This is a genomic window from Streptomyces sp. NPDC056373 (assembly GCF_042262425.1).
Lineage (GTDB): Bacteria > Actinomycetota > Actinomycetes > Streptomycetales > Streptomycetaceae > Streptomyces.
The window spans coordinates 38,813-52,209 of sequence record NZ_JBHJPX010000013.1 but is presented as its reverse complement, the minus strand read 5'-3'; the positions used below and the strand labels follow the sequence as shown (position 1 = coordinate 52,209).

Here is a 13,397-nt window from a genome sequence, read left to right as displayed (position 1 = left end):
GGCTCGTCGGGGAACGGATACCGTCCCGCACCTGCGCCTCCCGAGGTGGCCCCTGATGGGCGATTGACCGCCGCTTCGTGACGGATCTACGGTAGAAGGCGCTTTCTGAAACTGTTTCCATCCCTCTGCTCCAGGAGAGTCATGCCCAGCCCTCAGCTGCCGCGGGCCGTGTTCGCGATGGACCCGGTTCACCTCCCGCTGCTCTTCCCTCCGCCGCTGATGGAGCGGCTGAGGCGCACGGCCGACATCGATCCCGGGCTGGTGGTACGGGACTTCGCCGATCCGGCCGGCGCCGCCGCCCTGGCCTCCGCCGAGGTGCTGATCACCGGCTGGGGCTGCCCACACCTGGACACCGGCGTCCTCACGGCGGCTCCGCGGCTCGGCGCCGTGCTGCACGCGGCCGGCTCGGTCCGCTCCCTGGTCGGCGAGGCCCTGTGGGAACGCGGGGTCACGGTGTCCAGCGCGGTGACGGGCAACGCCCTGCCGGTCGCGGAGTACACGCTCGCGATGATCCTGCTGCTGGGCAAGGACGCCTTCGACCACCGCGAGCGCTTCCGCCGCACCCACACCCACCCGGGCCCCTCCGAGACCGCGGCGACCGGCAACCTCGGCCGCCGCGTCGGCGTCATCGGCGCCTCGCGCGTGGGACGCCGGCTGCTGGAACTGCTGCGGCCGTTCGACCTCACCGTCCTGCTGCACGACCCGTACGTGAGCCCCGCCGAGGCCGCCGCCCTCGGTGCCGAGTCGCTGTCGCTGGAGGATCTGCTCCGCCGCAGCGACATCGTGAGCCTGCACGCCCCCGACATCCCGGCGACCCGTCACATGCTCGACCGCGACCGGCTCGCCCTGGTGCGGGACGGCGGTGTGCTCGTCAACACCGCCCGCGGCGCGCTGGTCGACCACGAGGCGCTCACCGACGAGCTGGTCTCCGGCCGGCTGCGCGCCGTGCTGGACGTGACCGACCCGGAGCCGCTGCCCGCCGGATCACCGCTGTACCAGTTGCCCAACGTGTTTCTCACCCCGCACATCGCCGGTTCCCTCGGCAACGAGCTGGAGCGGCTCGGGCACATCGTCGTCGAGGAACTGGAGCGCGTGGCGGCGGGCGCACCGCTGGCCCACGAGGTGCGGCGCGCGGATCTGGTGCGGGTGGCGTGAGGCGGCTCCGGTGCGGGGCGGGGGCGTTAGGCGCGTCCAGCTTGGGGCGGGCGGCGTGAGGCGCATCCAGCGTGGGGGCAGCCGTCGTGAGGCGCATCCAGCGTGGGGGCCGACGTCGTGAGGCGCATCCAGCGTGGGGGCAGCCGTCGTGAGGCGCATCCAGCGTGGGGGCCGACGTCGTGAGGCGCATCCAGCTTGGGGGCGTGACAGCGCGGCGGCGTACCGCGGCGTCCGTTGTCCACAGGCCCCCCGGCCTGGGGGAATGATGGGATACGGTTTCCGCACCGACGACCCCGGGGCCGTCACAACCGGCTCCATGGCCCGGCGGGCCGGGCGACAGCGGGCAGGGGGACAGCGACCTCGGGGACGGCGGGCCGAGGCACGGCGGCCGGGGCGCCATGCACCGGCGCAGCACGGCCCGGCGCACCGGGACCCGGGGCGCCGCGGCCCCGACCGGCGGCCGCGGCACAGCGGGCGCACCGCCCCGGCCCACCACCGGCCGGACCGCGACAACCGGACCATCCAGGGACCGGAGCACAACGGGCCGGACCACAACGGACCGGACGATCACAGACCGGACCACTACCGCGAAGGAGCCCCAAGGGTGAGTCAGCGCAAGGCGACGAGCGACGCCGGCCGGGCGACCATCCGTGATGTCGCGGAGCGCGCGGGCGTCTCCGTGGCCAGCGTCTCGCGGGTGCTTTCCGGTAACTACCCGGTGTCGGAGGAGCTGCGCCGCCGGGTGATGAAGGTGGTCCGGGACCTGGACTATGTCACCAACGCCCATGCCCGTTCACTCGCGGGCGGCGGCACACCGACGGTGGCGATCCTCATCAACAACATCACCGGCGCCGCCTTCGCCCACGTGGCGAAGGGCGTCGAGGGCGCCGCCACCCTGCGCGGCTGGCTCTCCCTGGTCGGCACGACCGGCGACGACCCCGAACGGGAGCTCGCGCTGGTGAACCTCATGCGGCAGCAGGGAGTCGCCGCCGTGATCCTGCTCGGCGGCGCCTACGACTACGACGAGTACCAGCTGCGCATGGCCCGCTTCGCCCGTTCCCTGGACGCGGCCGGCTCGCACCTGGTCCTGGTCGGCCGGCCCCCGCTGGAGGGTGACGTCCCTGCGACGACCGTCGACTACGACAACGAGGGCGGCGCCTACGCGATGGCCAGCCACCTGCTCTCGGCGGGGCACCGCCGCGTCCTCGTCCTGCCGGGGCACGCCGAACTGACCACCGCTCAGGGTCGGTTGCGGGGTGCCCGGCGAGCCTTCGAGGCGTACGGGGCGCCGTTCGACCCGGGGCTGGTCCGGCACGGGCCGTACGACTACGACCACGGTTACGAGGCCGTCGAGGCGGCCCTGCACGACACGCCGGACTTCACCGCGGTGCTCGCCGGGACGGACGTGGTCGCCGCGGGTGCCATGCAGGCCTTGCGCGCGGCGGGTCTGCGGGTACCCGACGACGTCTCGGTCGTCGGCTACGACGACATCCCGCTGGCCTCGCAGCTCACACCCCAACTGACCACCGTGCACGTGCCGTACGAGGAGATGGGCCGGGTCGCGCTGCGGGCGGTGGCCGACCGGCGCGAGGGCGGTGCGGGCCGCCGCAAGGGCGCCGACGGCGACCATCTGATCCTGGGCACCCACGTATTGGTCCGCAACTCGGTGCGGCCGCCCGCTCCCCGCGGGTAGCGAGCGGGCCCGGGGACAACCGGAAGGCGGTTCCTGGAAGGCGGCCCCGCGGAGAGCGTTACGTAACCGGTTACCACCATCTCGCGGCCCGTCACGGGCCTCCCCTCCAGGCCTGTCGCTCCTCGGCACACCCCCTTGTCGCACGGCCTTGACCTGCACATACGTCCACCATGGCGGAGACAAGACCGGTACCGCGGACCGTGCCGCCCCGGGCCGCCCGCCGTAAACAAACTGCCGCGCACCTCTTGCTATGAGTGGACACATCCGCTTAACGTCCCAGCAACCGCTTACTACAGCTTCTGCTTGGCCGAACCCCCCACTACCGCGAGCCGATGTGTTTCCGGCCGCCGTTCCCGTCGGCACCCCGAGCCGCCGCCTCCCTCTCGTTCCGAGAACGCCCTATTCCGAAGGATCACGGTCAGATGAACTTCACCAGCCCCCGGAGAAGGTTCGCCTCCGCCGCTGTCGCGGGTATCGCGCTGACAGGTCTGCTCTCCGCCTGCGGCGGTTCCGACTCGGGTGACGACGCGGCGTCGAGGTCCGGCCCGGTCACCCTCCCCTTCTGGGGCTGGGCCAACGGCCAGGAGGCGGTCGTCAAGGCGTTCAACGCCTCGCACAAGGACGTCCGGCTGAAGTACACGAAGGTCACCGACCAGCTGACCATGCAGAAGCAGCTGACCAACGCGGTGAAGGCCGGCAACGCCCCCTGCCTGGTGCAGAACACCGCCGAGTACGTGACCAGCTGGGTCTCGCAGGGCGCACTCGCCGACATCACGGGTTACGTCGAGGGCGAGAAGGACAAGTTCAACACCGGCGCCTGGGCGAGCGCGCAGGTGCAGGGCAAGTTCTACGGCGTTCCCACCAGCTCGGCGCCCCAGTTCACGATCTACCGCACGGACGTCTTCAAGAAGTACGGGCTCAAGCCTCCGGCGACGTGGGACGACGTCATCGCCGCCGGCAAGGTACTGAAGAAGCACAACATCAAGATCACCAACTACGCCGGCGAGGACCCCAGCACCCTCGAGGTGCTCGCGATGCAGGCCGGGGCGCACTGGTACGCGATCGACGGCAACGCCTGGAAGGTGGACTTCCAGGACGCGGGCACCCTGAAGGCCGCCAAGGTGATCCAGGAGATCATCGACAACGACCTGAACGCCAAGCTGTCCTTCGCCGACTACGCGGCCGTGCAGCGCAGTTACGACAGCGGTGCCACCGCGACCCGGCAGATCTCCACCTGGCAGATGGCCGGCATGGTGCAGAACTTCACCAAGTCCTTCGGCGACTGGGCACTCGCGCCCTGGCCGGCGTACCGGGGCGAGGCGGCGAAGACACCGGCCGGCACGAACCTGACCGGAAGCGTGACCCTGGTGACCAAGCAGTGCAAGGACCAGAAGCAGGCGGCCCAGGCAGCCCTGTGGATGTCGACGAACCAGGACGCGGTCAAGACGATGGCGAGCCCGGAGACCGGCAACGGCGTGATGCCGGCGCTGAAGGACAGCGGTTCCTACGTCGGCGAGTCGATCTCGCAGAAGCTGCTCGGCAAGAACTACGAGCCGGCGCAGAAGGTGGTGACGGACAGCCTGGGAACGGTCACCACCGACTGGACCTTCGGGCCCAACTGGACGGCGATGTTCACCGAGCTCCAGGCGGGCTGGGCCAAGGTCGTCAACAAGCAGGAGAAGGTCACCGACCTGCTGGCGCACATGCAGGAGTGGACGGTGAAGGACCTGAAGTCCCGCGGTATCAGCGTCAAGGGCTGAGGCATTCGATGATTCGCTCCATGCGCTGGAAAGGCGCTGCCTTCACGGTGCCTTTCCAGCTCGGCTTCCTGTTTCTGTATCTGCTTCCGATCGGCTACGCGGTCTACGAGTCGCTGTTCACGGAGAAGCAGTCGGGGCTCGGCCTCGGCGGTGCGACGACGGAGTTCGTCGGGCTCGACAACTACACCCAGGGGCTGACGGACTCCGCGTTCGTGAACTCCATCCTCCGGGTGGTGCTGTTCGCCTGTGTCCAGATCCCGTTGATGCTGCTGGTCAGCCTGTTGCTGGCGCTGTTCCTGGACGCGCTGACGTCCAGGGTGGCGAGCAGGTTCCGGATCGTGCTGCTGGTGCCCTACATGATCCCGGGCGTGGTGGCGGCGATCGTGTGGGTCAACCTCTACAGCCCGGACGTCGGCCCGCTCACCGCGATCGGCAAGTCCCTCGGCCTCGACTGGAACTTCTTCGCACCGTCGATGGTGTGGCCGTCCATCGGCAACCTGCTGACCTGGCACGGCATCGGCTACAACATGGTGATCATCTACTCGGCGCTGCAGGGCGTGCCCCGGGAGCTGTTCGAGGCGGCCCGGCTGGACGGCGCCTCCGAGCTGCGGATCGCACGCAGTATCAAGATCCCGTTCGTGCGCGGGGCGCTGGTCCTGACAGGTCTGCTCTCGATCATCCAGATGCTGCAGATCTTCAACGAGCCGGCGCTGTTCCGCAACATCACCCCGCAGACGGTCAGCGACAGTTTCACCCCGATCATGATCATCTACAACCAGGCGTTCAACGCGGGCAACTACAACTACGCGGCCGCCCTGTCGGTGCTCCTGGCCCTGATCCTGGGCATCGCCTCCTTCCTCTTCTACCGGCTCACCTCGAAGGAGGCCGACTGATGACGCTGACCGAGCGGACGGCCGAGCGGCCCCAAGTCCGTGGCGTGCGGCGGCTGTCCGAGCCCGACCCGGCCTCCCGCCGACGGGGCGGCCAGCGCTTCCTCCTCGTCGGACTGGCGCTGGCCAGTGTCTACAGCCTGTTCCCGGTGTGGTGGCTGATCGTCGCCGCGACCAAGGACCGCACGGCGCTCTACCAGAGCAACGGCCTGTGGTTCTCGGGCTGGCATCTGTGGGACAACCTGCATCAGGTGTTCACCTACCAGGACGGGATCTTCCTGCGGTGGACGGCCAACTCGTTCCTGTACGCGGGCGTCGGCTCGCTCGGCGGCACGCTGATCGCGCTGGCAACCGGTTACGGACTGGCCCGCTTCGACTTCCCCGGGCGCAACGCGATCTTCGCGTGTGTCGTGGGCTCGTTCCTGATCCCGATCGCGCTGCTGACGCTGCCGCTGTATCTGCTGTTCTCCGCGATCGGCATGGTGGACACGCCGTGGGCGATGCTGATCCCCTGCCTGATCAACCCGTTCAGTGTGTACCTGGCCAAGGTGTACACCGAGGCGACGATTCCCTACGAGCTGCTGGAGGCGGCCCGGATCGACGGCGCCGGGGAGCTGCGGATCTTCCTCAGCATCGTGCTGAGGATGATGACGACGGGCGGCGCGACGGTGTTCCTGCTGGCCTTCGTCAACACCTGGAACGCCTTCTTCCTGCCGCTGACCGTGCTGCGCGGCAAGGAGAACTGGACGCTCAACCTCGGCCTGTACAACTGGTCCGGCACCCGACTGGAGTCGGGCATCGACCTGACCGGCCTGGTGCTGACGGGAGCGCTGCTGTCCATCGTCCCGATGGCGATCATGATGGTCGCCATGCGCCGCTACTGGCGGACCGGTGTGACGCTCGGCGCCCTCAAGTGATCCCCCTTCGCCGTATCCCCTGACTCCTGGGGGCCGCAGGTGACCCTGACTCCCTGCGGCCCCCAGGGCGACCGACGCTCCGGGAGCCCTCGCGTGACCGTCCTGCACAACCCCGTCCTTCGCGGCTTCGCCCCCGATCCGTCGCTGGTGCGGGCCGGCGACTGGTACTACGTGGCGACCAGTTCCTTCGAGTGGTTCCCGACGATCCCGCTGCACCGCTCCCGGGACCTGGCCCACTGGGAGTACGCGGGCCATGTGCGGGGGGCTGTCCCCGGCGACTCGCTGGCCGGGGTGCCCGACTCGGGCGGGATCTGGGCCCCGTCGCTGAGCTGGGACGGGGAACGGTTCTGGGTGACGTACACCGTCGTGCGCTCGGTCGGCACCCCCTACTTCGACCTCGACACCTACATCTCGACGGCCTCCCGCGTCGGCGGCGAGTGGAGCGCACCGCGCCGGGTAGCGAGCCACGGTTTCGACCCGGCGCTGTTCCACGAGGACGGCCGGCTGTGGCTGCTGAACCTGCAGAACGACCACCGGCCCGGGGGTGAGCGGTTCGCGGGGATCGTCGCGACGGAGCTGGACCGGGACACGCTGGAACCCCTCGGCGCTACGCACCTGCTGCTCCAGCACGACCGGCTGATCGAGGGGCCGAAGCTGCTGCGGCGCGACGGCTGGTACTACCTGGTGCTCGCCGAGGGCGGCACGGGCTGGGAACACGGGGTGCGGGTGGCTCGGAGCAAGGAGCTGACGGGGCCGTACGAGCTGGACGAGCTTCCGTTGCTGACCACCCGGGACGATCCGGGGGTGCCGTTGCAGAAGGCGGGGCACGGTGAGCTGGTCGAGACGGCGGACGGGCAGTGGCTGCTCAGCCATCTGACGGCCCGTCCGCTGCACACCCCGCTGGGCCGGCGCTGCACCCTCGGCCGGGAGACCGCGATCCAGGCGGTGACCTGGGACGCGGAGGGCTGGCCCCGGCTGCGGCAGGGCGGGTGGCACCCCGCGGCCGAGGTCGACGTGCCCACGCGACCGCACCCGCTGCCACCGGCCGCACCGCCGGAGGACCTGTCCTGGCCGTGGAGCACCCTGCGCGAGCCGCCGGACCCGTCCTGGGCGGATACGACGGCCCGCCCCGGGTGGGTCCGGCTGCGCGGCCGGCACGGGCCGGAGTCCCGGTGGGCGGCCTCCCTGCTGGCCCAGCGTCTCACCGAGCACCACGCCGAGGCCGAAGTGACGGTGGAGGCACGGCCGGTGACCTTCACGCAGGCGGCCGGACTGGTGCTCTGGTACAACCCCGAGGCGTATCTCGCCCTGGACCTGACGTGGGCGGAGCCGGAGGGCGAACCGCAGCGCGGACAGCAGTGGAGCGGGACACGAGGCCGTGGCCATGGCCGTACGGTGCTCAGTCTCGTCGAGCGCGACGAGGACGGCCTGCGGCAGGTCGCCGTCGTCGATGTGCCGGTGGACGGACGAACGAACCGGCCGGTGGACGGACGAACGGACCGGCCGGTGGGCCCCCGGGTGGCCGGGCCGGTTGACGGACAGGTGGACCATCGGGTGGACCGCCGGGGGGACGAACGGATGCACCGTCGGGTGGACGGGCAGGTGGACCGCCGGGGGGACGAACGGATGGACGGGCAGGTGGACAGGCTGCCGGTGACGCTGGGGGTGACGGTCGAGGGGGCCGAAGCCCGTTTCTGGTACGTCCGTGACGGGGTGCGTACGGCGGTCGGGCCGGCGCTGGACTTCGGCCGGCTGTCCGACGACCACGGCTCCCGGCTGCGGTTCACCGGTGCGATGGCGGGGATCCACGCCCGGGACCTCGTGGACGCGGCGTTCACGGCGGACTTCACCGGGTTTCGGCTGACCTGCGCACCTGGCTGAGGCGCTGTTCGGGGTTTCGAAAGTTTTGACCGGCGCGAAGCAGTGAATCCGCCCGTCTTCCCGCCGTCCTGCGCCCGACCTACGATAGGAAGCGCTTTCTGCCCGGCCGGATCCCGTGACCGCCGTGTGCAGCGCTGGTCGAAACTTTCCACGGCCCTCGGGCGGGCCGGAGAGGTGGGTTCCCGATGGTCCGTACGGCGAGTGCGAGCGTGGCGGCCGGTCCGACGCTGGCGGTCGTGGCGCGCGAGGCGGGGGTGTCGGTGCCGACCGCGTCCAAGGTGGTCAACGGCCGTGAGGACGTGGCACCCGAGACCCGTCGCCGCGTGACCGAGGCGCTCGACCGGCTCGGGTACGTGCGCAGACCCCGCTTCGACGCGGCGAAGGCCCCCCGGCTGGTCGACCTGGTGGTGCACTCGCTGGAGAGTTCCTGGTCGGGCGCGGTGCTGCACGGCGTGGAGGAGGCGGCGCACGACGCGGGCCTGGAGGTCGTGGTGTCGGCGGCGCTGCTCCGCTCCCGGGTCGGCCGCCCGGAGCGCGGCTGGCTGGACAAGCTGGTTGCCCGGGGCTCGTCGGGCGTGGTGTTCAACCTGGCCGAGCTGAGCGACCCGCAGTACGCGTGGCTGGCGCAGCACCGCATCCCGTTCGTGATGATCGACCCGGTGCAGGAGCCACCGGAGGGCGTGGTCTCGGTGGGGGCGGCGAACTGGCAGGGTGGCCTGACCGCCACGGAGCACCTGCTGTCCCTGGGCCACGAGCGGATCGCCGTCATCGCCGGTCCCCGCCGCACGATGTGCAGCAGTGCCCGGGTCGCCGGATACCGTTCGGCGCTCACGTCGGCAGGCATCCGGCACCGCGCCGAGTACGTCCGGCACGCCGCTTTCGACGAGAGCGTCGCCCACCGCCGCATGCTGGAACTGCTCGACCTGCCCGAGCCGCCGACCGCCGTCTTCGTCTGCTCGGACCGGATGGCACTGGGCGCCTACGAGGCGCTGGCGGAAAGGGGGTTGAGGGTCCCGGACGACATCAGCGTGGTCGGCTTCGACGACCTGCCCGAGGCGCGCTGGGCCTCCCCCGCCCTGACGACCGTGCGCCAGCCGCTGTCCGAGATGGCCGCCACTGCTCTGCGGTCGCTGCTGCGCATGATGGACGGCCATCGTCCGGAGAGCACCCGCACGGAGTTGTCGACGCGGCTGGTGGAACGGGCGAGCACGGCGGCCCCGCGCGCGTAGGTGTGTTGTGGGCTGTCGGACAGGTGCGGCGTGGGCTGTCGGGAGCGCATCGCGCGCGTGCACGTGCGCGACGGGGCAGGCGGCTGCCCGGGCGGGCGGGAATGCGCCTGTGTGCGCTCGGAGTTGGCGGGAGAGCCAGGTCCGTCGTCGGTGTGGCGGCGGACGTACTCAGCGAAGGGGCTGCCTCCCATGACGCGCGACCCGCGCACCATCACCAACCCGGCCACGCTCCACGACCCCACGCCCTTCGGCTACAGCCACGCCGTGTCGGCACCCGGTGAAAACGTCTTCATCGGCGGCCAGTACGCCTCGGACGCCACCGGCGCCCCGGTGCCGGGCGACTTCGCCGCGCAGGTGGAGCTGGCGTTCGACCGGCTGCGCTCGGCCCTAGAGGGGGCCGGTCTCGGCTACGAACACGTCGTACGGCTCGGCACGTTCATCGTGGACCACGACCTGGGCAAGCTGGAGATCCTGGGCAAGGCCCTGCACGCCCGCTTCGGGGAGCGGCTCCCGGCGCAGACGCTGAGCGGGGTCGCCTCGCTGGCGCTGCCCGGGATGCTGTTCGAGGTCGACGCGGTCGCGGTGCGGCCCGGCGGCTCCGACGGGGCGGCCTGACGGGCACACCCGCCATGACGGAAACGTCCCCGCCCTGACCAACGCGTCCACGCCCTGTTTCCGGCACCTCCCCGGCCCGACCGACACCTCCCGCCCTGACGCAGGCGTCTCCGCGGGGGCGTACCGAGACGTGACCCGCGGGGCGCGGGGACCACCGGCGCGTGGTCGTGCGGGGCCCGCCGCACATCCCCTGTGCGGCGCCGGTGGCGTTCGCCCTCGTCGTCGTGCTGAGCCCTCATGCCCTCATGCCCTCATGATGGCGCGAGGTCGACGAAGGCTCGGGGGCGCGGACGGAGGAGTCGGGACAGAAACAGACCGACGCCCGCCGAACCGGTCGCGTAGTCGTGGGAGACACGAGTGAGCCATGTGCCGGGAAAAGCTGTGCCGTCCTCTCCTTCGATCTTGAACCACAGGAGGGTCTCGGCGATGTCGAAGGCATTGCGGCGGTAGCGCTCCTCACCGGTGAAGGAGTACATGTCCAGCATGAACTCGCCAACTCCGGTGAGGCCTTGGATCAGCCCCGGGGTGTAGGAGTACTTGACGTAGGTGTCGTCCGCGACGCGCCGGGCGAGTTCGCCGTAGCGTTCGATGCCGAGTAGGTGGTGGAAGCGCACCAGGGTGCTGCCGATGCCGGAGCTTCCGTGGATCCAGTACGGATACACGACCGTCTCGTCCTGGAACCGCGGCCATTGCATCCCCGACTCGCCGTGACTCACATGGGCGAGGTCGAATTCCAGTGCGCGGACGGCACAGGATCGGAAGCGGTTGTCGTCGGTCGCCCGATAGAGATGGAGGAGGAAGAGAGCGATCCCGCTCGCCCCATAGCCGTAGCCGTAGTGCACCAACCCGTCGTGACGGCATGGCCAATAGGAGGTCTTCTCCTCGTGCTGTGCGGTCGTGAGGAGGTGTTCGCCGGCGCGGACGGCGTGATCGAGGTGTACCCGCGCCCCGGTCTGGGCGTGGAAATGAAGCGAGGCCGTGCCCCATCCGGCGGCGCCCAGAAACACGCCCGGCTCCTCGTACAGCAGCGGGGAGGTGTACAGCGTCTCCATCAGCGAGGCGGCCCTGTCCTCCAGGCCCAGATCACGGAAGGCCCAGGCCATGCCGGCCAGACCGAGGTAGAGACCGGGCGGGCAGGTGTCCGTGTCGACGGGCTGCCGTAGCAGCCAGGAGGCCACCTCGTCCGGCAGCGTCTCGCGAGTGATGGCATGGAGGAGGAGCGCCGGGCCGCAGGCGCCGTAAGCGACACTGAGCGGGTTCGTCGCGAAGACCATGGGGTCGGACGGCCACAGACGATCGGAACGCCGCTCGTCCTTTGTCCGCAGCAGGCCGTCTGCCAGGCCGGCCAGGGTCCGGTGTACCTGCGCCAGGATGCGGTCCGGTACTCCCTCCCGCACCGCGGCCCTCCCCGTCGGGCGTCGCATGCCCTCGTCCCGTTGCCATTCGGCGAGTACGGTCTTCGCCTCACCCACCGCTCCGGTCGTCAGATGCGTGATGACGGACTTCACCTGATCGGGCAAGCCCAGTTCGACGAACTCGTCGAGGAAGACGTCCCTGGCCGCCGGGTTGAGACCGAACAGCGCCGTCACGGGGACCACACAGCCGTACAGAAGCATGGCGACGGCATACCAGTCGTCGCACGGCAGCAGCCTGTCACGTGAGGAGCGATCCGGGTGGAGGAACCCGGGTGTACCCAGCCGGCCGCCGTACTCCAGCATCGCTGCCTCGTCGTCCTCGCGGACGGCGCACTCGAAGTCGATGAACCCCATGCGCAGGGTGTCCGGGTCGATCAGGATGTTGTTCGGTGAAAGGTCACCGAACAGCACTCCTCGTGCGTGGACCTCCTCCACCATGGCGATCAGCCGCTCGGCCACGTCCCGGAAACGAGGAACGAACCGTGCCAGCCGCCCCTCCCTGCGAATGTACGGCGCGAGGATGAGATTGTCCCGGGCCCAGAAGTCGTGCAGTGAGATGCCTTCGATCCGCTCCTCGACGAGGAAGGTGTGCTCCCAGTCGCGGAAGAGGTCGACCGGCCGGGGAACGAAGTCCAGGCCTTCGAGATGGCGCAGCATGTCGTATTCATGGCGCAGCACGTCGACCGCGTCCCACACGCGGTCCTCGCTCGTCCAGCAGTTGGTGAGCCGGCGGGCCTCTTTGACGACGACCGGCTCGAGAGTGACCTTGTCCGTGCCGTGATACACACCGCCCGCGTTGGAGAACGCAAGCGCACCGTCGATGAGGTAACGGTCGTTGAGGATGATGCTGTCCGTGGCCTCCTGGGATACCGCGTCGGACCGCGCGGCGAACGGATCGCGGGCCCAGGGGGGCAGGTGAAAGTACGGCAGGCGTTCATCGGCGACGTACTCGCCTGTGGGCGACACGAGGTACGTACTCGTCGTGCCGTCGACGTTGAGCCGTCGCAGGGGGCGGAAGCCGCCGTAGCGGTAGAAGAGCACACCGCTGTCGCGGTAGCGTCGGTCCGACAGGATGTACGGTCCCTCGACCGCCTCGTCGGCCGTACGCCGGTACAGCGCCTCGATCAGCTCGGTGAACACGCCCTCGTCCGGTGGGTAGACGGTCATGAACTTGCCGGAGCGACCGCGCTCCTGAAGCTTTGAGTTGAGCAGGCCGAGCAGGACCGGATCGCCGGCGGTCTTGAACTCGACACCGAACCCCACACATACGGGCACCACGAGATCGAGCAGCCGGAGTGCGTGCGCGGGGGTGGCGGAGACGTGGATCTTGAAGCCCTGGGCGGGCGCTTCCGCCTCTGCGGGCCCCCGCGCGTGCAGCCATACATCGCCGCGTTGCAGGATCCATGTTTCCGGCAGCAACCGGCGTAGGGCGTCGCGGTACTCCGACGTGATCGGGCGGCGTGACAGCGGCTCGTAGTACCGGGGGTCGACGAGACCGTAGTGATGGTGGGCGGCCATGGCCGCGAGGCGGTTCATGGCCGCCCACCGGGGCCGTGGCGCGGGCCCCGGCAGAGTGGCTGTCGCATCAGGTCCCTACCGCTGCATGGTCTGGGTGCCGCAGATCACGCTGGCCGTGCTGCAACCGACCGACAGAGTGCTGACCCCGGCTTGAGGTACAGCGCCCCCTCCGCTGTCGCCGGCGCGCAGTCCCTGGAGTCCCAGGACGCGCTGGACGTCGGAGACGGTCTTCTCGAGCGTCTCCCTGACCGATTCGAGCGGGGCGTTCCCCTGCGGCTCATTGGCCATGAGATCGCGTTCCTTTCCTTGTCGAGGCTCCGGAGG

The 13,397-nt window shown here is 70.1% G+C and carries 10 protein-coding genes; 8 read left to right on the top strand and 2 right to left on the bottom strand.

All coding sequences use genetic code 11. The features are described 5' to 3' along the window. Positions 1–141: 141 nt before the first annotated feature. The 8 genes from ACFCXS_RS26965 (at position 142) to ACFCXS_RS26930 (ending at position 10,140) form a co-directional block, all read left to right on the top strand. Positions 142–1,155 (top strand): hydroxyacid dehydrogenase, encoded by a 1,014-nt coding sequence (locus tag ACFCXS_RS26965; RefSeq protein ID WP_376645912.1) that lies wholly within the window; start codon positions 142–144, stop codon positions 1,153–1,155. 604 nt (positions 1,156–1,759) lie between these two features. After that, complete coding sequence (locus ACFCXS_RS26960; RefSeq protein ID WP_376645911.1) at positions 1,760–2,848, top strand: LacI family DNA-binding transcriptional regulator; 1,089 nt, start codon at positions 1,760–1,762, stop codon at positions 2,846–2,848. A gap of 422 nt (positions 2,849–3,270) precedes the next feature. After that, a complete protein-coding gene (locus ACFCXS_RS26955; protein WP_376645910.1) occupies positions 3,271–4,608 on the top strand; it encodes an ABC transporter substrate-binding protein in 1,338 nt (445 codons plus the stop codon). 8 nt (positions 4,609–4,616) lie between these two features. Continuing rightward, the gene (locus ACFCXS_RS26950; RefSeq protein ID WP_376645909.1) at positions 4,617–5,501 is read left to right on the top strand and encodes a carbohydrate ABC transporter permease; all 885 of its coding nucleotides are present in this window, start codon (positions 4,617–4,619) and stop codon (positions 5,499–5,501) included. Next, on the top strand, positions 5,501–6,415 hold the full coding sequence (locus tag ACFCXS_RS26945; RefSeq protein WP_376645908.1) for a carbohydrate ABC transporter permease: 915 nt from the start codon (positions 5,501–5,503) through the stop codon (positions 6,413–6,415). The genes ACFCXS_RS26950 and ACFCXS_RS26945 overlap by 1 nt, the downstream gene beginning before the upstream one ends. A 93-nt stretch (positions 6,416–6,508) precedes the next feature. Continuing rightward, the gene (locus tag ACFCXS_RS26940; protein ID WP_376645907.1) at positions 6,509–8,296 is read left to right on the top strand and encodes a family 43 glycosylhydrolase; all 1,788 of its coding nucleotides are present in this window, start codon (positions 6,509–6,511) and stop codon (positions 8,294–8,296) included. A gap of 185 nt (positions 8,297–8,481) precedes the next feature. Next, the gene (locus tag ACFCXS_RS26935; RefSeq protein ID WP_376645906.1) at positions 8,482–9,525 is read left to right on the top strand and encodes a LacI family DNA-binding transcriptional regulator; all 1,044 of its coding nucleotides are present in this window, start codon (positions 8,482–8,484) and stop codon (positions 9,523–9,525) included. Between the two features lie 189 nt (positions 9,526–9,714). Further along, the gene (locus ACFCXS_RS26930) at positions 9,715–10,140 is read left to right on the top strand and encodes a RidA family protein (protein WP_376645905.1); all 426 of its coding nucleotides are present in this window, start codon (positions 9,715–9,717) and stop codon (positions 10,138–10,140) included. Positions 10,141–10,391: 251 nt separating this feature from the next. Here ACFCXS_RS26930 and lanKC read toward each other — a convergent pair whose 3' ends face one another. Together lanKC and ACFCXS_RS26920 are read right to left on the bottom strand one after the other, a co-directional pair. Continuing rightward, positions 10,392–13,091 (bottom strand): class III lanthionine synthetase LanKC, encoded by a 2,700-nt coding sequence (lanKC, locus tag ACFCXS_RS26925; RefSeq protein ID WP_376645904.1) that lies wholly within the window; start codon positions 13,089–13,091, stop codon positions 10,392–10,394. Between the two features lie 57 nt (positions 13,092–13,148). Further along, positions 13,149–13,361, bottom strand: a complete 213-nt coding sequence (locus ACFCXS_RS26920) for a hypothetical protein (RefSeq protein WP_376645903.1) — start codon at positions 13,359–13,361, stop codon at positions 13,149–13,151. Between the last annotated feature and the right edge of the window lie 36 nt (positions 13,362–13,397).